This is a genomic window from Pseudomonadota bacterium (assembly GCA_039033415.1).
GTDB lineage: Bacteria > Pseudomonadota > Gammaproteobacteria > Xanthomonadales > SZUA-38 > JANQOZ01.
In genome coordinates this window covers 81,931-101,016 of sequence record JBCCCR010000011.1, presented here as the reverse complement: position 1 = coordinate 101,016, position 19,086 = coordinate 81,931, and the positions used below count along the sequence as shown (strand labels likewise).

Below are 19,086 nucleotides of genomic sequence, written 5' to 3'. Positions count from 1 at the left end.
TGGGGGAACCCTCCGGCGCTCACCGCGTCAAAAAAAGTGTGAGCTTGCCCAGGCGTTACACAAAAATTAACAATCTGTGTCTGGGAGCTGAGGCGCTTCGAGGTTATTAATGTATGCGGCTGGGGGGCTGTGCGTGCTCCCGGCCCACCTATTCACGTAGAGATCTGCCATGACCGAACGCTGTTCCACTCAATTGCTCCGCGGCCTGCTCGCAACGACCCTGGTGGCCGCTGTGTCGATGCCCGCCGCCGCCCAGAAGCTTTATAAGTGGGTGGACGCAGACGGCAACGTTTACTACAGCGACCAGGTGCCGCCCGCGCAGGTCAAACGCGGCCGTGAGGAGCTCAACGATCAGGGTGTGGTGATTGACAAGGTCGATCGAGCCAAAACCCCTCAGGAGCTCGCTGAGGAGGCCAAGCTGCTGGCTGAGAAGCAGGCCATGGAGGAAGCTGAGGAAGCGAGACTTCGCGAGGAGCGAAAGTTAAAGTCCCAGTACAACTCGGAAGACGACATCATCGCGATGCGCGATCAGCGTATCGACGCCATGAACCGACAGATCCAGTCAGCGCAAACGGTCATCGACAGCCATACCGGCTCACTGGAGGGCCTGACCAAGCGGGCCTCCGAGCAGGAGAGCCAGGGCCTGGAGGTGAGCGACGATCTCCGGGCAACGATCGCGCTGCTGCAGGAGCAGATTGCCCAGCAGGAGCAGAAGATCATGGACCGCGAGGCGGAAAAGCTGCTGCTGAAAGCCGAGTTTGACGAGGAACTCGCTAGATTTCGTCGGGTGATGCAGGGTCGCGGCGGCAACGGTTAAGGCGGCGTTCACGCCACCCGGTGGTTGCATCCTTCTCGCGAGCTTTAGTGGTCAGCCAAGCTGGCCCATACCACTGGCAAACCTTTCCGCTAGAAGGGCAGCTCCAGATCGCTGCGTACCTTGAGCAGCTGCTCTTTGAAGGTGCCCTGGATTCGGGCCAGCGCCCCTTCAGACTGAGCGTCGAATCGCATCACCAGACAGGGTGTGGTGTTTGAGCACCGCACCAGGCCCCAGCCGTCGTCATAGTCCGCCCGGATACCGTCGATTGTGGTCAGCCGAGCGCCCTCAAAGCTGGCCTTTTCAACGAACTGCTCCACAAACGCGTAGTGCTCACCTTCGGCCATCTCGACCTTGATCTCGGGCGTGCTCACCGAGCTTGGCAGCGCGTCGAGCATCGCGCTGGCGCCGTCGGGATTGGCCGCCAGAATCTCCAGCAGCCGCGCGCAGGCGTAAATACCGTCGTCAAAACCGTACCAGCGCTCCTGGAAGAAGAAGTGCCCGCTCATCTCGCCCGCCAGCGCTGCGCTGGTTTCCTTCATCTTGGCCTTGATCAGCGAATGGCCCGTTTTCCACATGATCGGGCTGCCGCCGTGCGCCAGAATCACCTTAGCCAGATGGCCGGTGCACTTGACGTCATAGATGATCGCCGCGCCGGGGTTGCGGGTCAGCACATCCTCGGCAAACAGCATCATAAGCCGGTCCGGAAAAACCACCTCCCCATCCCGCGTGACGACGCCCAGGCGATCGCCGTCGCCGTCAAACGCCACGCCTAGATCAGCGTCGAGCCGCTCGACCGTCAAAATCAGATCCTGAAGGTTCTTCAGCTCCGACGGATCGGGGTGGTGATTCGGAAACTCGCCGTCGACCTCGCAGTACAGCGGGATCACCTCACAGCCGATCTCCTCCAGCACCCAGGGCGCCACCCGTCCGGCGATACCGTTGCCGCAGTCGACCACCACCTTGAGCGGCTCTTCCATCTGGACGTCCGAGGCGATGCGATCGACGTAGTCATCCAGCAGGTCCATTTCCTGGACACCGCCTTCGCCTTCGCTGAGATCTCCGTCGACAATCCGCTGATGCAGCAGCTTGATATCACTCCCCGACAGCGTGTCGCCGCCGATCATGATCTTAAAACCGTTATAGTCGCGCGGGTTGTGGCTGCCGGTCACCATCACGCCGGTGCCGGTTTCCAGGCTGTGGGTGGCGTAGTAGAGCACGCCGGTCGGCACGGCGCCGATATCGATGACGTCAATGCCGGAGCGGGTGAGGCCCGCGATCAGCGACTCGGTCATTTCCGGCCCTGACAGCCGGCCGTCGCGGGCAACCACCAGCTGCGACTGGCCACGCGCCAAAGCCTCGCTGCCGATGGCGCGGCCGATCATGGAGGCATAAGCGGGCGTCAGCGTGTCGCCGACAACCCCTCGAATGTCGTAGGTGCGAAAGATGCTGGCCGGCGGGTGATCGGCCGTGCCGACGGCCTCACCGCCACCGGCGGCTCCTGAGTCCGCGAACGCCATGGCCTCACCCAGACCGTCCTCGGCGCCCTCGGTTGGCTCGTCGTCCAGATCGTCGAGGATAATCGGCTCCAGCGTGCCTGCGGCCTCGGCCATCCCCTTGATCACCTTACTGCGCTGGCGCAGGGTCCAGGCCAGCAAGAGAGCGGTCACCACTGCCGCCACCAGGTTGATCCACCAGCTGAAGCGATTCTGCAGGGGCAGCTCAGGATAGTGGTACGCCAGCTTAAACTCGCTATCTCCGACGTCCACCAGCTCGAGAAACTCGTTGGTGGTCCGCTGACGACCGCTGGCGGCCGCGATCAGACCGGAACCCAGCTGCGAGTAAACCCGCAAATCCAGATACCCGCCACCGACGTCCGTGGCCTCGACCATGGCCTTGCTGTCGGTCATGGGATAGCGCACCAGCAGGAAGCCGAACAGGCGCCGGTCGTTGTTTGAGACCCGTTGGGTGATCGGTGCAGCCCAGCTGTAGTGGGCGTTTTCGGTTCGCACCAGACCGCCGCCCGGGCCAGCGGGGAAACCCGAATCTTTGGCCCGGAGCAGCAGATAGATCCCGGCCCAGCCAAGCCCCGGATGCGGTTCGGGCTGCAGCCCCTCAACGGCCGGCGAAAAAATGCGAACCCACTCGGCGCCGTCGAGGCGTCCGCGCAGATCCAGGGCCGCAGACGCCATGATGCCGCTGCTGCCATCCTCGGCGGCCAGCAGCGCCTGCTCCGACTCTGCCGCGAGCAGAATCTGTGACTCCTTTTCGCGGAAATCCCTGACCATGGCCGCACGGATCTCCGTGGCCTGGCTCTTGAGGTTCTCAGTTTGCCGGTCAAACCACAGGTGGCTGGCGGCCTGGTAAAGCCACCAGAGCGTCGCCGCGGCAAGCAGCGTAAGGATCGCCGGAAACATGAGCAACCGCCAGTCCAGCGTCGGCTTAGCACTGCGCTCACGCTCGCGCTGCGCCCGCTCCAGAGCGGTCATCTTACCCGCCATGACGCCCCCCCAATGGGTGCCGTTTCAGCAAAAAAGTCTCCCACAGCTCATCCACGCCCCGAGTGGCCAAAACCTCCCGCGCCTCTTGAGCTCTCTTCAAAATCTGTCACCAGCTCAAACTGAGCCTGCACGACCGGCACGATCACCAGCTGTGCGATCCGTTCTCCCGGGTTAACGGTAAAGGTTTCCGCCGAACGATTCCAGCAGGAAATCATCAACGGCCCCTGATAATCGGCGTCGATCAGACCCACCAGATTGCCCAGCACGATACCGTGCTTGTGCCCGAGGCCAGACCGCGGAAGGAGCACCGCCGCCAGCGCCGGATCACCCAAATGAATGGCGATGCCGGTATTCAGCAGGTGCGTTGCACCCGGCTCGATTTCCAGGGGCTCATCCAGCACCACGCGCAGATCCATCCCGGCGGAACCGTCGGTGGCGTATTCGGGCAGCGCGATGCTGTCCCCGATCCGTGGATCCAGCACCTTCAGCTGGATGGTTCGTAACCCTTCTCTCAACGCTGGTTGCTCTCCGTCGCCCCACCCATTGCGTCCGCGATGAGCCCCAGCAGCCGGTGGGCAAGGCTGACTTTTGACTGCTGCTCCAAGGTGGTCTGCCCGCATTGGCTAAACACCGTCAGCGCGTTGCAGTCGGCGTCGAAACCACACCCTGGTCGCCCCACCCGATTGGCGGCCAGCAGGTCGACTTTCTTGCGCTCGAGCTTGCTCTGCGCATGTTGCTCGAGGGCTTCGGTCTCGGCGGCGAAGCCAACCGTAAATGGGCCGCCATCCAGCGCCGCCACACTGGCAAGTATGTCTGGATTTTGCGCCAGCGCCAGCGCCATGCCTTCGTCGCCGGATTTCTTGAGCTTGTTGAGCGCATATTCAGACGGCCGAAAGTCAGCGACCGCGGCGGCTCCGACATACAGATCACAGCCTCTCGCCACCGCCTCATGCACCGCATCGTGCATCTGCGTTGCGCTGCGAACGTCGATGCGATCAACGCCCGCAGGTGTGCTGAGCGTCACCGGTCCGGCCACCAGCGTGACCGAAGCACCGTGGGCAACCGCCGCACCCGCCAGGGCAAAACCCATCTTTCCCGAGCTGCGGTTGCCGAGAAACCGGACGGGGTCGAGATCTTCGAAGGTGGGCCCTGCTGAGATGACCACCCGCAGTCCGCTGAGCCGCGGCTCGCTGCCGTAAAGGAGGTGTTCGACACAGTCGGCCAGCTGCTCCGGCTCCAGCATGCGTCCTGGGCCCTCATCGCCACAGGCCTGCTGGCCAGCAGCCGGACCTAGTACGCGCACGCCCCGGCCGACCAGCGCTCTGGCGTTCTCCGCCGTGGCCGGATGAGCCCACATCTGTTGATTCATGGCCGGCGCTACCGCCACCGTAGCCGCGCCGGCCAGCACGAGGGTGGTCAGCAGGTCGTCGGCCATGCCGCCGCGCAACCGGGCCATAAGGTTGGCCGTTGCGGGCGCAATGAGGATCAGATCAGCCCAGCGGGCGAGCTCGATGTGGCCCATGGCGGCTTCAGCGGCAGGATCCAGCAGATCGCTGGCCACCGGCAGACCCGACACCGCCTGAAGGCTCAGCGGAGTGACAAACTGCGCTGCCGAGGAACTCAGCACAACCCGCACGGAGGCGCCCCGTTCGGTCAGCCGTCGCACCAGCTGCGGCGCTTTGTAGGCCGCGATGCCCGCGCCGATTCCCAGCACGATGCGGCGCCCTTCCAGGGTAAGTTCCAAGCGTCTAAGGCCTTGATCTGTCTGGCTCTAAGCTTACAGGCAATTGGGTCGGTTGTCCGTTCCCCGGCCACGCCCATCCCCCTAGGATCAGCGGATGTTCTTCGTATCCTTAGCGCTTTTGAGATCGCGCTCTTGACGGCAGCCGCCGATCGTTCCCTGCACCGACTGCGTCGGCTGCTGCTGCACCGCGGTGCACATTCGATGTCGACCGCCGAACTCCTGGCGCTGCTCCTGGGGCCTGGTGGCGATCCACTGGGCCTGGCGGAAGACCTGCTATACCGTCTCGGCGGCCTCGCTGGAGTCGCCCGATCCAGCGGCTGGGACCTGCGACGCCTGCGCGGGATCGGCGAGGCACGCGCGACTCGCGTGCTCTGCGTCACCGAGCTTGCGGCTCGCCTGGCGGCGCCGCTGCGGCCGCCGGACACCGTCGCCAGCCCGGCGGACAGCCGCCGCTACTTTGGCGCCCGGCTGGGTCACCGACGACGCGAGTGTTTCGGCTGTTTGTACCTGGATACCCGACACCGCCCGGTCGATTTCCAGATCCTTTTTGAAGGTACGATCGACAGCGCCGCGGTGTACCCCAGAGAAATCCTTAGGCAATGCGTGGAACGAGACGCCAGCGCGGTGATCGTGGGCCATAACCACCCATCGGGTGATCCGGCTCCAAGCCATGCGGACCTCTCCTTGACCCGCCGCCTCAAGGATGCCCTGGACCTGCTGGACATCCGGCTGCTCGATCACCTGATCGTGGCAGGCCAGCGATGTTTCTCGTTCGCTGAGCACGGCCGGCTCTAGCCGCACTACGGGATCGAGACATAGCGGGATGGCTTGTCGCCGGGGACCCGTCAATCGTAAACGGACGCCTCACCGGGCGGTCGATTTTTGAAGCGACGGTGAAGCCACATATATTGCTCCGGGCATTCCCGGATGATCCGCTCCATTTCGGCGTTGATGCGAGTCATATCAGCAAGCGCGTCGTCGCTGGGCACCCCCTCCAGCGCGGGCTCCAGCACCACCTCGTAACCGTTTTTGTGACGACGCTGACGCAGCGTCAAGACGCGGGCACGCCCCATGGCTGCCAGCTGGTGCGCGGACACGGAGGTAGAAGCCTGGCGACCAAAAAACGGAGCAAAAACACTCTGACCACGCTCGTAATCCTGGTCCGGGGCGTACCAAAGCAGGCCGCCTTTGCGCAGGTGACGCACGGCTCCCCGGGTTTGCTGACGATTGAAGCTGGCGCCGGAATAACCCCCGCGGCCACGACGCACCAGATATTCCAGCGCTGCATTGCGGTGCTCTCGATAGAGTACGCCTTTGCTTTCCCGGTGATGCTGGCAAACGATCCGGCCCACAATCTCCAGCGTGGTGAAGTGTGCGGCCAGCAGCAGCACACCCTGCCCAGCCTCCAGCGCCTCATCCAGGTGTTTGGTGCCGCTCAACGTCGACAGTCGTGCGATCCGCGCCGCGGACCCATACCAGGCCAGCCCCGCCTCGGGCACCATACAACCCGCCGATGCAAAGCTGCCCCGCAGCATCGTCTCGCGGGCGGCCGGATCCAGCTCGGGGAAACACAGCTCGAGATTTCGGCGCGTGATCTTGACCCGCGACTTCAGGACCCGTCTCAGGAGCCCACCGAGCCGCGCACCCAGCCACATTGACCAGCGCCAGGGCAGCAGCTGCCAGAGGTAGAGTAAGCCAAAGCCGAACCAGGTCGGCCAGAATCGAGGGTGCCAGAGCGGCTGCATGGCGCGATGATATACTCAAACGCCGGCTGATATCGGCCCTCGCCCCAAACGACGTGACTCGACTCTACACCCTGGTGATGTACCTGCTGACGCCGGTCATCCTTTACCGACTGGTGATTCGGGGTTTCAGGGCCAGAGCATACTTCTGGCGGTGGCGTGAGCGCTTCGGTTTTTTCCCGGCACCACCATTCAAGAGCAGCATCTGGGTGCACGCGGTGTCGGTCGGGGAATTCAACGCCGCGCTGCCGCTGATCCGTCAGCTGATAACCCGCTATCCTGATCATGCGCTGGTAGTCACCACGGTCACGCCAACCGGATCAGAACAGGTCTTGCGGAACCTGGGAGACGACGTCTTTCACGTCTACCTGCCTTATGACCTGCCGGCGGCTATCAGCCGATTTTTGAAACGAACCAATCCATTGTTTGCGGTCGTGATGGAAACGGAGATCTGGCCCAACCTGTTTTTTGTCTGCAAGGAACGGGGGATTCCGCTGGTGGTGGCGAACGCGCGATTGTCCGAGCGGTCGCTGCAGGGCTATCGGCCGGTTCGACCGCTGGTCGCGAATGCGCTGAACTGCGCGGCCGCGGTGGCGGCGCAGACCGAAACGGACCGTCAGCGTCTCGCCAAGCTCGGCGGACGCCCCGAACTGCTTCACGTGGTGGGCAGTCTGAAATTTGACCTGCAGCTGCCGCCCGGCCTGGAGCAGTTTGGGCGAGAAATCCGCAGCGACTGGGGGCCTGAGCGCCTCGTGGTTGTGGCGGCCAGTACCCACGAAGATGACGAGGAGGCGCTATTGCCGGCCTTCATGGATCTGCTGCGGCGCCATCCCGACGCGCTGCTGATCATCGCCCCTAGACATCCGGAGCGATTCGGCCGCGTGATCACTCGCTGCCGGGCGCTGGGTCTTGCCACCGCCAGCCGCAGCGAGGATCTGGCGGCCAGCACGACGACGGAAGTGTTTGTGCTGGACACCATGGGGGAGCTGCTGAACTACTTTGCCGCCGCTGACCTCGCGTTTGTCGGCGGCAGCATCGCGCAGGTTGGCGGCCACAACGTGCTCGAGCCCGCTGCGCTGGGCGTACCGGTGCTGGTTGGGCCTCACACATTCAATTTTGCGGAGATCACTGAGATGCTGCTCAGCCGCAACGGTGCTCTGCGAGTGGAGGATCAGGCGACGCTGGCTCGGCGCCTGCTCGAGCTCGCTGAGAATCCGGCGCAGAGGCAGCAGATGGGACGCTGTGGCTTTGAGCTGGTGCAGGAGAATCGGGGCGCCCTGACGCGAACGCTCGAACTGGTCGAAACGGCGGTTCAGGATCTACAACCGCTCCGGTCAACCGCCCGTAGCGTCGAACCGCCAGCCTCAGCGCGGACGTAGTGTCCTGGCGGCCGCGTTCACCGCGGCCGACACGACCGCTATTTCAGAAACTGATTCACCGTTTCGAGGTCGGTGACCTCGATCGTCCCGGCACCAGCGCGCAGGCGTAGCCGGTTGACGACCAGGTCGTGCCGCGACTGGGAAAAGTCGCGCTGCGCCTGAAACAAGGTCCGCTGCGCCAGCAGGACATCCACAATGGTCCGGGTCCCAACCTCAAAGCCGGCTTCGGTGGCCTCGAGCGCACTCTGGGCGGAGACCACCGCCTGGCGAAACGCTTCCACCTGGCTGATGCCCGCAAGCACCGCTCGATAGCTGTTGCGGGTGGTGCGCGTTACCCCACGCTTTTCTTGCTCCAGCTGGTCGAGCGCGGCGTCGTAGTCCGCGGCGGCCTGGCGACCGCGTGAGGCGACGGCCCCGCCGGCATACACCGGCACCGTCAGGGTGACGCCTAGCGTGGTGAAATCCTGGGTTTCGGTGGCGAATGCGCCGAGGTCACCGCTGTTCGTGCTGTCTTGATAAGTGACGCTCAAATCTACGGATGGGTAGTGCCCGGCGCGCTGCGTGCGAATGTTGTGATACGCAGCGTCAGCAGCAAATTTCCGGCTGAGCACGCTGGGGTTGCCCATCGTTGCCGAGTCCACCCACACGGACATCGGGTCTGCCGGCGGCGGCTTGATCGCGTAATCGTCGCGCAGCGGCTGTACGGCGGAGATTTCGACACCGGTGAGCTCGCGCAAGGCTTCTTTGGAATCGTCGAGGCTGTTTTGCGCCACAATGACGTTGGCCCGAGCCCGGTCGTACGCCGCCTGGGCTTCGTGGACGTCGGTGATGGCCGTCAGGCCGACCTCATAACGCTGCTCCGCCTGTTCAAGCTGACGCGCGTTGGCGGTTTCTTCCGCGGTCGCAAAGCGCAGCGCGTCTTCCGCGGTCAGCACGTTAAAGTATGCCTCCGAGACCCGAATCATCAGGTTGTCGAGCGCCAGCTCGTAGTCCGCTTCAGATTGCGCCAGCTGCGCACGGGAGGCGTCCAGCCGCGTATAGTTTTCGCGCTGATAAATGGGCTGACTGAGCTGCACCCGGAGCTGCTCCTGAGACTGGTCGATATCGTCGCCCCGACCGTCGACCAAGGTGAAGCTACCTTGTGTGTCGTTGTAGCTCGCGCTAGCGGTGAGGCTCGGCAAAAAGCTTGCCCACGCCTGGCGCTTTACCTCTCCAGTACTTCGAAGACGCGCTCCCGCGGCCGCCAGCTGGGGGTCGCTCTGCACCGCCAGCCGGTAAACTTCCATCAGGTCCTCGGCCTGCACCGCCGCGGTGCCAAGCCCGAGGCAAGCTGCCATCATCCGTATGGTATTTTTCATCCCGCTCAACCTTATCTATTTTTTCTGATTCGTCCGGTTTCGGCTGTCTTGGCCGGCGACGCCGGGCTACCACTCAAACGTGGGCTGATCTTCAGCGCCGATCAGGCGGCCGAGGTCGGTCTCGAATAAACTCTCCACCGCCCAACCGCCGGTTCCCACGCGCCGGAAAAGGCAGGCCTCCATCGCCGGCTCATCTCCAACAACCATAAATAACCGACCCTCTGCATGCAGCAGGTGATGGAACTGTTCCGGCAGCGTCCGCGCCGAGCCCGTCACCGCAATCGCATCGAATGTCTGGCCCGCCAGCTGCTGCGCGACCGCCTCCTGACTAAACACATCCAGGTGATGGACGCCTACGTTGTCAGCCTCAACACTCTCAAGACGTCGGCGCGCGGAATTGACAAACGCCTCCACACAGTCGATGGAAGTTACCTGTCCAGCCAGCCGGGACAGGCAGGCCGCCAGGTAGCCGCTTCCGGTGCCAATCTCCAGCACCGTCTCCGACGGCTGAGGATTCAGCGCCTGCATCAACCGCGCTTCAACCACCGGCTTCATCATCCGCTGATCGTGGTCCAGCGGCAGCGCGGTGTCCGCATACGCCATTTTGCGATACCGTGGATTGACAAAATCTTCTCGGGGAACCGCCCCCAGCACGTCAAGCACCCTAGGCTCGAGCACTTCCCAGGTCCGCACCTGCTGCTCTACCATGTTGCGCCGCGCTACCTCGTAATTCATTCCCATAAACGCCACCGTCAGGGGCCAAGTCTAGTTAAGGAGGCAAGAGGGTAAGCACAATGCAGGGGTGAAACAAGCCAGGAGTATGGTCTGCCAGGTGCATTTCGGCAGCGAGTGCCATAGGTCATCCACCCGCCGCGCTGCAGCGGCCCGACTTGACGCAGGTCCCCCCGCTGGACTTAAATCTCGGCACTGCCACCCTACGACTCTATGGCCTCGACCCCGTCCAAATTTGAAGCGCTCGTTCGCGAGTATGCCGATGACCTCAAACGTTACTCCATTTGGCTCTGTAAGGACCCAACGCTGGCCAACGACCTGGTCCAGGAGACCTACCTGCGCGCGTGGCGGTCTTTCGACAAGCTCCGCGACCAAAAGGCCGCGAAGAGCTGGCTGATCACCATCCTTCGGCGAGAGTTCGCCCGCACCTTTGAGAGAAAGGTGCCGGACCTGACCGACATCGATGGTCTAGAAATCCCCGATACCGGCACGGGAACACCGGAGGACGACTCAGAGATGCGACTCCTGCGTACCGCGATGCTGGAACTGGACGCCAAATACCGAGAGCCGATCGTCCTGCAGGTTGTCGTCGGCATGAGCTGCGAGGAGATTGCGACCGAGCTGGGGCTGACCCGCAGCGCGGTCATGACCCAGCTGTTCCGGGCACGCGAGAAACTTAAAGGCGCACTGGTGGATGCCTCCAAGGCCTGACTCACGCCAAGGACCGCACCTGCCTGATGGCCCATAGCTTCACCTCACAGAGCTGGTAAAATAGCGACTCGCAACCGTCGGGCGCTCGGTCTGCATCCGCGTGCCTACCGCCGTCGCCAACCCCCACAAAAGCCGGGACTCAACGCATGAGCATCAGCCAGCGCATTCGCGAATTTTTTCTGCTTGCGGATCTGAAGAAGTCATTTCTGGTGATCCTGCCGGCGGTGCTGGCTGTGCTGATGGTTGTGCTGATGTTCTATTACGACAGCACGCCCGACCTTTTCGACGTCGAGCGCAGCGCCGCCGCCCAGGCCGCAGAGCGAGGACACACGCCGGTCACGGGCTATGTCACGGTCGCTACGCTCCAGCGGGTCACCCGCAGCCTATGGGAGAAGCGTGGGGGTTATCTATCCAACGACGTGACCCCGCCGAGCATTTTTATGGACAACGTGCCCAACTGGGAATGGGGCGTCTTGCGGCAGGCCCGAGATCTCGCGCTGATCCTCCGCTACGACCTCAGCCGCTCGCAGAGTCAGTCGTTGGAAGACACCGATCTGCAGCTTGCGCAGCCGAAGCTCAACATCGATTCCGAAAAGTGGCTGCTGCCCCGGGCGGAGACCGAGTACGGCGAGGCCGTGGAGGCGCTGGACCGCTATCTGGAACGCCTGGTTGATCCGCAGCAGAGCGACGCGCAGTTTTACGCCCGCGCCGACAACCTACGGGAATGGTTGGCCGTGGTGGAAAAGCAGCTGGGTTCCCTCGCCACGCGACTCAATGCCAGCGTCGGTGCAAAACGTGTCAACACGGATCTGAGTGGCGACGCCGCAGCCCAGCAGGCCACCAATGCGCCCAGCGAAGTCCGGGTGCAGACGCCCTGGCTGGAGATCGACGACGTGTTCTACGAGGCGCGCGGCTCTTGCTGGGCACTCATACATCTGCTGAAAGCGGTGCAGGTCGACTTTGCGTCGGTGCTGGAAAAGAAAAACGCCACCGCCAGCCTGCGGCAGATCATTCGCGACCTGGAGGCGACACAGGGCATGATGTGGAGCCCCATGGTTCTTAACGGTGGTGGCTTTGGCTTCACGGCCAACCACTCGCTGGTCATGGCTTCCTATATCTCGCAGGCCAACGCGGCGATCATCGACCTGCGGAATCTGCTGCAGCAGGGCTGAGCTGCCCGCGTTCGGGCTGCGGGCAGCACAACGTCAGGGTTCGAAAGCGCCCAGCTTCTGGTCGACGATCGTCAGCGGCAGTCGAATGTACTGCGGCAGCCCGCGTTCGTAGGGCGGATAGGCTTCCCCCTCGATCAGCGGCGCCAGGTAGCGCCGGCACTCGTCGGTGATACCAAAACCATTCTCGGTGATGAACGACCGCGGCATCATTTTCTCTACGTTGGCCATGTCCGCGAGCTGTGCTTCGACAACCTGCCAGCGGTAGGGCTCATCAGCGAGTCGTTCGATGACCGGTATCACCGAATTCTTGCCGGCCAGGGCCAGGCGCACCGCTTCCTGGCCAACCGCCGTGGCCTGCTCCAGATCTACCGCTGACGCCAGATGACGCGCCGAGCGCTGAAGGTAGTCCAGCACCGCCCAGTGGTACTTGTAGCCGAGCTCCGCCTTGACCATCCCGGCCACGACCGGCGCACAACCGCCGAGCTGGGCATGACCAAAAGCGTCTTTCACGCCAGAATCTGCCAGGAACCTGCCGTCGGGCCATCGCACCCCTTCCGAAACCACAATCGAGCAATAGCCGGTCTGCTCAACCGATTGGCGCACCCTAGTGAGAAACGCCTCCTGGTCAAACGGGATCTCCGGAAACAGGATGATCTGCGGCGGCTCATCCGGCCCTTGCCCGGCCAGGCCGCCGGCGGCAGCAATCCACCCGGCATGCCGGCCCATCACTTCCATGACAAAAACCTTGGTGGATGTCTCCGCCATGGACTCCACGTCCAGGCTGGCCTCCATCATCGAAACGGCCACGTACTTGGCGACCGAGCCGAAGCCCGGGCAACAGTCGGTGACGGGCAGATCGTTGTCGATCGTCTTCGGGACACCAACGCAGACCACGGGGTAACCGAGCTCGTCGCCGATCTTCGAAACCTTGTAGGCCGTATCTGCCGAGTCCCCGCCACCGTTGTAAAAGAGGTAGCCAATATCGTGCGCTGCCAGCACTTCGATCAGGCGGCGATACTCGGCCTGATTCTCCTCCAGCCCCTTGAGCTTGAATCGGCAAGAGCCGAAAGCCCCTCCGGGGGTGTGGCGCAGCGCCTCAATCTGCTCGTCGGCATACGCTGCGGTATCCACCAGCTCCTCGCGCAGCGCGCCGAGAATTCCGTTGCGTGCAGCGAAGACCGTACCGATCCGGTCCGGGTTCAAACGGCATTCACTGATCACGCCAGCGGCGGTCGCGTTGATGACGGCGGTCACGCCGCCGGACTGAGCATACAGCGCGTTTTTCCGGGACATGGACAGGCGGGCTCCTTCATTGACGTCACGGCGGGAAGGCTGGTAGCTTACCGGCCTTTATTCATGGCGGGAAGACGCTAATGCGCATTGTGCTCCTGGGCGCGCCCGGGTCTGGCAAAGGGACTCAGGCAACAATTTTGGCTGAGCGTTTTAACATCCCCCATATCTCTACCGGAGACCTGCTTCGAGCCGCTGTAAAGGCGCAAACCGAACTTGGCCTGAAAGCGAAATCGGTGATGGATGCCGGCGAGCTGGTGTCGGACGAACTGGTCCTCGGCATGCTGCGGGAGCGTCTGCAGCATGACGACGTCGACGGCGGCTTCATCCTCGACGGCTTCCCGCGCAATCTCGTTCAGGCTGAAGCGCTCGACGCGCTGCTGGCGGACATGAACCAGCCGGTGGAAGAAGCGGTCCAGATCGAAATCGATCCCGAGGTTATTGTCGGAAGGCTTGCGAAGCGGGCCGAAGAAGAGGGTCGCAGCGACGACACCGAAGAAACCGTTCGCAATCGGATTCGCGTTTACGAAGAGCAGACCGCACCGGTGGTCGGTTTCTACGCCGACCAGGAGAAGCTGTCTCAGGTCTTTGGTGTCGGCACGGTAGAGGAAGTGAACGCGCGGATCGTGGGTGTGCTGGCCGACCGTTAGCTGCCCGTCAGGGGCTTGCCGCCCGGGCTATCTCAAAGCGCCACTCGTCATCGCGACGCTCAACTTGTAGCAGCTGATGACCGCTGGTTGCACAAAATACCTCGATATCCAGCTCTGCGTGAGGGTCGGTGGCAACGAGCTCGATGCGGTCGCCGGGCGCCAGCGCTTGCAGCGCGATGCGAGCGCGAACAACGGGCTCCGGACACCAGAGGCCTCTCGCGTCGACCCGAGTCAAGGAACTAGTCACCGGTCTGCCGCGCCCGCGCTGTCGCTGCGCCGCCCCCCACTTGATGGCTTCCGAGCGAGCGTTCGGACGCGGTACGGTGCTGCATCGCGTCATCATACCCGGGATCCCGCCACCCGGCGCCGCTGATGATCTGGCCTCTGATCAACGGGTTTGTCGATATTTGTTTGCTGCGCAGGTCGCCGGCTGACCTCCCCGCTTCCCAGGGCCTGGCGGTCGTGACCACCGGCGTCTACCTGCTGCTGGACCTGATCGCCGGCCGGATCGTCAGCCCCGCCCATTTCCCGACTCAGTCACTGGTCAGCCTGCTGCTGTCGCTGCTGGCGCTGGCGATCATTCTCCGGCTGGCGGGCATGGGAGCGCGCTTCACCCAAACCTGGACCGCCTTTACCGGCTGCGGCGCGCTGATCTACCTCGTGGTCTTACCCCTGCATCTGTCGATTCCTAAGACCACAGAGGCGGGACCGGTTGATCCGCTTACCGGAATTGCCTTTTTGTTTCTGCTGGCATGGAGCTTTGTGGTCGATGCCCACATTTTTCGCCACGCGCTGAATGTCACCTTTACGGCGGGCTTCGCCCTGACGACCCTGACCTTTGCCTTGCTGGCCGTCATCCGGGCACTGATCTTTCCATGAAGCTGCACATCCTCGGCATCTGCGGAACCTTTATGGGATCACTAGCGCTCCTGGCTAGAGAGATGGGGCATCACGTCAGCGGATCGGATCAAAACGTTTATCCACCCATGAGCACCCAGCTGAGCGACGCCGGTATCGAGCTGACCAGCGGCTGGGATCCGGCGGGACTGCCGGACGACTGCGACCTGGTCATCATCGGCAACGCGCTGTCGCGCGGCAATTCGGCCGTTGAACATGTGCTGGAGTCGGGGCTTCGCTACTGCTCTGGCCCGCAGTGGCTCGGGGATGAGGTCCTGCGCGAACGCAAGGTTATTGCGGTTGCCGGAACCCACGGCAAAACCACGACAGCCTGCATGGTCGCTCACCTGCTCGAAAGCTGCGGCGCCAGCCCGGGCTTTTTGATTGGCGGCGTCCCCGGCAACTTCGACCGTTCCGCCCGACTCGGCGAGGGCGACTGGTTTGTGGTGGAGGCCGACGAATACGACACCGCGTTCTTCGATAAGCGTTCAAAGTTTGTGCACTACCACCCAACCATTGCGCTGCTAAACAACCTGGAGTTTGATCACGCCGATATTTTTCCCGATCTCGCGGCCATCCAGACCCAGTTTCACCACCTGCTGCGGCTGGTGCCGCGGTCCGGCGTGGTGATTGCGCCCGAGGACAGCCAAGCGCTCAACGAGGTGCTCGAACGCGGCCTCTGGTGTCACGCAATTCGCATCGGCCAGGGCACCGCCTGGCAAGCCGCGTTTACCGCACCTGATCAAAGCAGCTTTGCGCTCGAGACGCCCGATACTCGGGTCGAGGGCCGCTGGTCTCTGTCGGGTCAGCACAACCTGCAAAACGCTCTGGCGGCGCTTTGCAGCTGCGATGCGGCGGGTTTCAGCGTGAAGCAGGCCGCTGCGGCGCTCGACACCTTCGAGCTCCCCAAGCGACGTCAGCAGCTGCTTGCTGAACACAAAGGCGTGCGAATCATCGACGATTTTGCCCATCACCCCACCGCCATCGCCGCCACGCTGGAAGGACTTGCGGCAGCGCGGCCGCAGAGTCGACTGATTGTGGTCCTGGAGCCCCGCAGCAACACGATGAAGCTCGGCATTCACGTCGACCGTCTGCCGGCCGCGCTGAAGCTGGCCGACCGCGTCTGGCTTTACGCGGCGCCCGATCTTCAGTGGGATACCGAGACCTTTGAACAGGCCCTTCACGGTCGATCGAGTATTGTCAGTGAACTTAACAAGCTGCCCGAAACGCTGGCAGCACACCTCGAACCGGGCGATCAGTTAGTATTCATGAGTAACGGCGGGTTCGGCGGCGTTGCCAGAGAGACGGCCCGCCTCTGGACAGCCACCTGAGTCACACCATGAGCATCGACCAGCCTACCCAGCAGATCCCCATCTTTCCGCTCAACACGGTGCTCTTTCCGGGCGGCCCGCTGAGCCTTCGGATTTTTGAGCCACGTTATCTGGACATGGTTCGCGATTGCGCGGCACAGGACGGGGAGTTCGGCGTCAACCTCATCGTTGACGGCAAAGAGGCGGGAGAGACCCCGTCGACGGTGGTCATGGGCACAACGGCCCGAATCCAGGACTTCTACACGATGGACGATGGGCTGCTCGGGATCACCGCGGTTGGGGTGCAGCGGTACCGGATTCTCAAGACCGCTTTGCGGGACAACGGCCTGCTTACCGCCGAGGTTGCGCTGGTGGCGCCCGCCCCCGCTCAGTCCCTCAAAACGGAGCATCTGCTGCTCCGCACGCTGCTGGAACGCCTGCTCGACAGCGTCAGCGAGCACTACAACCCGCAACCCGTCCTGATCGAGGACGCCGACTGGGTCGGCAGCCGGCTGTCGGAACTGCTGCCGCTCGACGGCACGACCCGGCAGATGCTGCTGGAACTCGATGATCCCGGTCGTCGGCTCGATCGTCTGCTGGAAATTGTGCCGCAGCTACAGTCCGACCAGGGTTCCGACTGACGCCGTACTCGAGTGTCTCTCGCGACGCGATCCGCCGCGACGCTCCCTCCCGACTCAGCGGTCGAAAGACCTGAGCTCGCCGGCGCGTTCCAGGGGCAGCAGCGCCGGCGGCAGCGGTTGAAACGCCTCCCAGCGCCAGAAATGAAAGAAGTACAACACACGCTGAACCCGGTAACGGGCGACGCTGCCCGCCCAGATCGGCTGCGGCGCCCGACCATCACCCAGGTAGACGAGGTGCGTTGGCCAAAGACGGAGCGCGACGAGCTCCTCAGCGCCATCGGGGGCCAGTACACGGGCCGTAAAGTCCTGGTAGTTGCCGACGGTAGCAGGCAGCAGCGGCAGGGTCTCGATGCTCGGATCCGGCTGCAGCATAGCGATGGGCGTCTGCCAGCTCGCGGCAGGCGGTTCAGACCAGCCGTCACGCTCGAGGCGCTCCAGCAGCAGTCCTACCGGCCCCCGATACCAGAAGCTCACCGGTTCATCCGCATTGTAGCGGTCCTCGGTGACCCACTGACTCGGGGTCAGCAGATCGGGCGGAGATGGCGGGAAAGAGGCGGCGACAATGGAGCCACTCCGGGTCCGGCCCTCCAGGACCAGCGCCGCCAGCAGCGCAGCAAAAAAGATTCCCGCGGCCGGGCTCAGCAGAAAATGACGCCGGGCCCGACGCCGATAGGCGATCCCAACCGCGAGCACCCAGACGGCGCCCAGGCTGATCCCCAGCAGGACCTCACTGACCTCATAGATACCCAGATACACATGTCCGGCTGAGGCAAGCAGTACGAGCATGGCGCACGCCACGTAGGGCCAGACTCGACCACGCAGCGGGAGCTGACGGGTCAGCAGGATGCTCAGAAAGCCGTAGCCCGAAACCGCTAACGCAACGTGTCCTACGGAGGCGCTAACCACAAAATTCTGCTGGTCCCGCAGCAGCGCATCAATCAGCACCATCGCCCCCGCCAGCAGAACGCCGAAGCCAAAGGCCACAACGAGGTGGCCGGCAGCCAGCCGCTGCCGACGCAGCAGGAGCCACAGCAGCACCGCAACACATGAGGGCCCGACCACCCGCAGCGAGCTCAGTCCCGCAAACATCGCCATCCAGTAGTCGGTCCAGGGTGATCTGAGCTGCTCCACGGCCGCGGCCACGCTGAGATCGACGCCTGCATGAAAGCGAAGGGGGACCGTGATCAAGAGCCACAGACTGCCGGCGGCGGCCAGCAGCAGCACCACAGCCAGCATCACGAGCGACCCTGATTCCGGACGCTTCGGGTCGACCAGGTTGCGGCCGACCACCGCCAGCCGCGGATGATTGACCGACCAGGCCAGCAGACCGGCTGTCCAGCGGCGCGTGAACGGCGCCGCCACCAAGTGAAGACCGCTGATCAGGGCTGACAACAGCCAGACGGCGCCACCGACGAGCAGCAGCAGCAGCGCAAGCCGCCAGGCGACCGCCTGGGCCAGCTCAACCGACGCGCCAAAAATCAGGCCGGGCAGCAGGTAGGCCGGCGCCCAGAGAAGGCCAGCCACAATATTGGCCGGCAGGTAGTGTTTGATCGGCATGTGGAGCATCCCGGCAACCACCGGGATGATCGGCCGGATAGGTCCGATAAATCGACCGATCACCACGCTCTTCAGGCCGTGACGTCGAAAGTACATTTCACCCTGACGCAGCAGGCTCGGGTAGCGGGTGAACGGCCACACGTCGCGGACCCGGTCTTTGAAGTGATGGCCGAGCCAGAAGCTCAACCCGTCGCCGGCGATCGCACCAGCGCTGCACCACAGCCACACCGACCAGAGTTCAAGGACGCCGTAGCCCACGAGCGCCCCGAACCCAAAGAGAATGACAATGCCGGGAACGATAATCCCGACCACCGCCAGCCCCTCTAAGAAAGCGACCGCGCCGATGACAAGACCGGCTAGCTGAGGATTAAGCCGCAGCCATTCCAGGATCGCCGACAGCCAATCCGGCATGGCTAGGGTCCTGTCACGGTAATTCGTTGCATTTCAGAGCCCCCTTGCCGCCAAGAACAAGGCGCATCGTGCCAACCATGGCCGTCGCCCTTGGCAAGCGGTGCAACGCGGTTATGGTTGGCAAGGGGGCTCCCTTCGGGCGCGCACCACAAGGCCTGGGGCGGCGTTGCGAACCTT

The 19,086-nt window shown here is 63.4% G+C and carries 18 protein-coding genes; 9 read left to right on the top strand and 9 right to left on the bottom strand.

Annotated elements, in window-relative coordinates:
* Window positions 1–169: 169 nt before the first annotated feature.
* Window positions 170–817, top strand: a complete 648-nt coding sequence (locus tag AAF358_10880) for a DUF4124 domain-containing protein (protein ID MEM7706049.1) — start codon at window positions 170–172, stop codon at window positions 815–817.
* Window positions 818–906: 89 nt separating this feature from the next.
* Here the strand turns inward: AAF358_10880 and AAF358_10875 are convergent, their stop codons facing one another.
* Genes AAF358_10875 through coaBC form a run of 3 tightly spaced genes read right to left on the bottom strand, consistent with a single transcriptional unit; the run spans window position 907 to window position 5,059 of the window.
* Window positions 907–3,315, bottom strand: a complete 2,409-nt coding sequence (locus tag AAF358_10875; GenBank protein MEM7706048.1) for a phosphomannomutase/phosphoglucomutase — start codon at window positions 3,313–3,315, stop codon at window positions 907–909.
* 47 nt (window positions 3,316–3,362) lie between these two features.
* Window positions 3,363–3,830, bottom strand: coding sequence for a dUTP diphosphatase (dut, locus tag AAF358_10870; GenBank protein ID MEM7706047.1), 468 nt, complete (start codon window positions 3,828–3,830; stop codon window positions 3,363–3,365).
* Entirely contained in the window at window positions 3,827–5,059 is a 1,233-nt protein-coding gene (gene coaBC / locus AAF358_10865) for a bifunctional phosphopantothenoylcysteine decarboxylase/phosphopantothenate--cysteine ligase CoaBC (protein MEM7706046.1), read from the bottom strand. The genes dut and coaBC overlap by 4 nt, the downstream gene beginning before the upstream one ends.
* 132 nt (window positions 5,060–5,191) lie before the next feature.
* Here coaBC and radC point away from each other — a divergent pair, with 132 nt between their 5' ends.
* Window positions 5,192–5,854, top strand: a complete 663-nt coding sequence (radC, locus tag AAF358_10860; GenBank protein MEM7706045.1) for a DNA repair protein RadC — start codon at window positions 5,192–5,194, stop codon at window positions 5,852–5,854.
* Between the two features lie 50 nt (window positions 5,855–5,904).
* Here radC and lpxL read toward each other — a convergent pair whose 3' ends face one another.
* Window positions 5,905–6,804 carry an LpxL/LpxP family Kdo(2)-lipid IV(A) lauroyl/palmitoleoyl acyltransferase gene (lpxL, locus tag AAF358_10855; protein ID MEM7706044.1) on the bottom strand — a complete coding sequence of 300 codons (900 nt, stop codon included), beginning with the start codon at window positions 6,802–6,804 and terminating at the stop codon, window positions 5,905–5,907.
* A 53-nt stretch (window positions 6,805–6,857) separates the two neighbouring features.
* On the opposite strand from lpxL, the gene waaA reads away from it, so the two are divergent.
* Entirely contained in the window at window positions 6,858–8,180 is a 1,323-nt protein-coding gene (gene waaA / locus AAF358_10850) for a lipid IV(A) 3-deoxy-D-manno-octulosonic acid transferase (GenBank protein ID MEM7706043.1), read from the top strand.
* A gap of 38 nt (window positions 8,181–8,218) precedes the next feature.
* Here the strand turns inward: waaA and AAF358_10845 are convergent, their stop codons facing one another.
* On the bottom strand, window positions 8,219–9,538 hold the full coding sequence (locus AAF358_10845) for a TolC family outer membrane protein (GenBank protein MEM7706042.1): 1,320 nt from the start codon (window positions 9,536–9,538) through the stop codon (window positions 8,219–8,221).
* A 66-nt stretch (window positions 9,539–9,604) separates the two neighbouring features.
* Window positions 9,605–10,273 (bottom strand): protein-L-isoaspartate O-methyltransferase, encoded by a 669-nt coding sequence (locus AAF358_10840; GenBank protein ID MEM7706041.1) that lies wholly within the window; start codon window positions 10,271–10,273, stop codon window positions 9,605–9,607.
* Window positions 10,274–10,483: 210 nt separating this feature from the next.
* Between AAF358_10840 and AAF358_10835 the strand changes: the two genes are divergently transcribed.
* Together AAF358_10835 and AAF358_10830 are read left to right on the top strand one after the other, a co-directional pair.
* Window positions 10,484–10,981 (top strand): sigma-70 family RNA polymerase sigma factor, encoded by a 498-nt coding sequence (locus AAF358_10835; GenBank protein MEM7706040.1) that lies wholly within the window; start codon window positions 10,484–10,486, stop codon window positions 10,979–10,981.
* Between the two features lie 146 nt (window positions 10,982–11,127).
* A complete protein-coding gene (locus tag AAF358_10830; protein MEM7706039.1) occupies window positions 11,128–12,153 on the top strand; it encodes a DUF2333 family protein in 1,026 nt (341 codons plus the stop codon).
* A 33-nt stretch (window positions 12,154–12,186) separates the two neighbouring features.
* On the opposite strand, the gene AAF358_10825 is transcribed toward AAF358_10830, so the two are convergent.
* The gene (locus AAF358_10825; protein MEM7706038.1) at window positions 12,187–13,446 is read right to left on the bottom strand and encodes a 6-phosphofructokinase; all 1,260 of its coding nucleotides are present in this window, start codon (window positions 13,444–13,446) and stop codon (window positions 12,187–12,189) included.
* Window positions 13,447–13,526: 80 nt separating this feature from the next.
* Here AAF358_10825 and AAF358_10820 point away from each other — a divergent pair, with 80 nt between their 5' ends.
* Entirely contained in the window at window positions 13,527–14,093 is a 567-nt protein-coding gene (locus AAF358_10820) for an adenylate kinase (protein ID MEM7706037.1), read from the top strand.
* Between the two features lie 7 nt (window positions 14,094–14,100).
* Here AAF358_10820 and AAF358_10815 read toward each other — a convergent pair whose 3' ends face one another.
* Window positions 14,101–14,340, bottom strand: coding sequence for a sulfurtransferase TusA family protein (locus AAF358_10815; protein ID MEM7706036.1), 240 nt, complete (start codon window positions 14,338–14,340; stop codon window positions 14,101–14,103).
* 125 nt (window positions 14,341–14,465) lie between these two features.
* Here AAF358_10815 and AAF358_10810 point away from each other — a divergent pair, with 125 nt between their 5' ends.
* The 3 genes from AAF358_10810 to AAF358_10800 are packed head-to-tail and all read left to right on the top strand — an operon-like array spanning window position 14,466 to window position 16,941.
* Window positions 14,466–14,972, top strand: coding sequence for a hypothetical protein (locus AAF358_10810; protein MEM7706035.1), 507 nt, complete (start codon window positions 14,466–14,468; stop codon window positions 14,970–14,972).
* Window positions 14,969–16,321 carry a UDP-N-acetylmuramate:L-alanyl-gamma-D-glutamyl-meso-diaminopimelate ligase gene (mpl, locus tag AAF358_10805; GenBank protein ID MEM7706034.1) on the top strand — a complete coding sequence of 451 codons (1,353 nt, stop codon included), beginning with the start codon at window positions 14,969–14,971 and terminating at the stop codon, window positions 16,319–16,321. The genes AAF358_10810 and mpl overlap by 4 nt, the downstream gene beginning before the upstream one ends.
* A gap of 8 nt (window positions 16,322–16,329) precedes the next feature.
* Window positions 16,330–16,941: an LON peptidase substrate-binding domain-containing protein gene (locus tag AAF358_10800; GenBank protein ID MEM7706033.1), complete on the top strand. Its 612-nt coding sequence runs from the start codon at window positions 16,330–16,332 to the stop codon at window positions 16,939–16,941.
* A gap of 54 nt (window positions 16,942–16,995) precedes the next feature.
* Here AAF358_10800 and AAF358_10795 read toward each other — a convergent pair whose 3' ends face one another.
* Window positions 16,996–18,909 carry a VTT domain-containing protein gene (locus AAF358_10795; protein MEM7706032.1) on the bottom strand — a complete coding sequence of 638 codons (1,914 nt, stop codon included), beginning with the start codon at window positions 18,907–18,909 and terminating at the stop codon, window positions 16,996–16,998.
* Window positions 18,910–19,086: the final 177 nt, after the last annotated feature.

Coding starts and splice junctions, on each gene's coding strand:
- AAF358_10810 (MEM7706035.1), top strand. CDS start 14,466: ATGATCTGGCCTCTGATCAACGGGTTTGTCGATATTTGTTTGCTGCGC.
- AAF358_10830 (MEM7706039.1), top strand. CDS start 11,128: ATGAGCATCAGCCAGCGCATTCGCGAATTTTTTCTGCTTGCGGATCTG.
- AAF358_10795 (MEM7706032.1), bottom strand. CDS start 18,909: ATGCCGGATTGGCTGTCGGCGATCCTGGAATGGCTGCGGCTTAATCCT.
- AAF358_10845 (MEM7706042.1), bottom strand. CDS start 9,538: ATGAAAAATACCATACGGATGATGGCAGCTTGCCTCGGGCTTGGCACC.
- AAF358_10825 (MEM7706038.1), bottom strand. CDS start 13,446: ATGTCCCGGAAAAACGCGCTGTATGCTCAGTCCGGCGGCGTGACCGCC.
- lpxL (MEM7706044.1), bottom strand. CDS start 6,804: ATGCAGCCGCTCTGGCACCCTCGATTCTGGCCGACCTGGTTCGGCTTT.
- AAF358_10880 (MEM7706049.1), top strand. CDS start 170: ATGACCGAACGCTGTTCCACTCAATTGCTCCGCGGCCTGCTCGCAACG.
- AAF358_10840 (MEM7706041.1), bottom strand. CDS start 10,273: ATGAATTACGAGGTAGCGCGGCGCAACATGGTAGAGCAGCAGGTGCGG.
- AAF358_10875 (MEM7706048.1), bottom strand. CDS start 3,315: ATGGCGGGTAAGATGACCGCTCTGGAGCGGGCGCAGCGCGAGCGTGAG.
- AAF358_10800 (MEM7706033.1), top strand. CDS start 16,330: ATGAGCATCGACCAGCCTACCCAGCAGATCCCCATCTTTCCGCTCAAC.
- mpl (MEM7706034.1), top strand. CDS start 14,969: ATGAAGCTGCACATCCTCGGCATCTGCGGAACCTTTATGGGATCACTA.
- AAF358_10820 (MEM7706037.1), top strand. CDS start 13,527: ATGCGCATTGTGCTCCTGGGCGCGCCCGGGTCTGGCAAAGGGACTCAG.
- AAF358_10835 (MEM7706040.1), top strand. CDS start 10,484: ATGGCCTCGACCCCGTCCAAATTTGAAGCGCTCGTTCGCGAGTATGCC.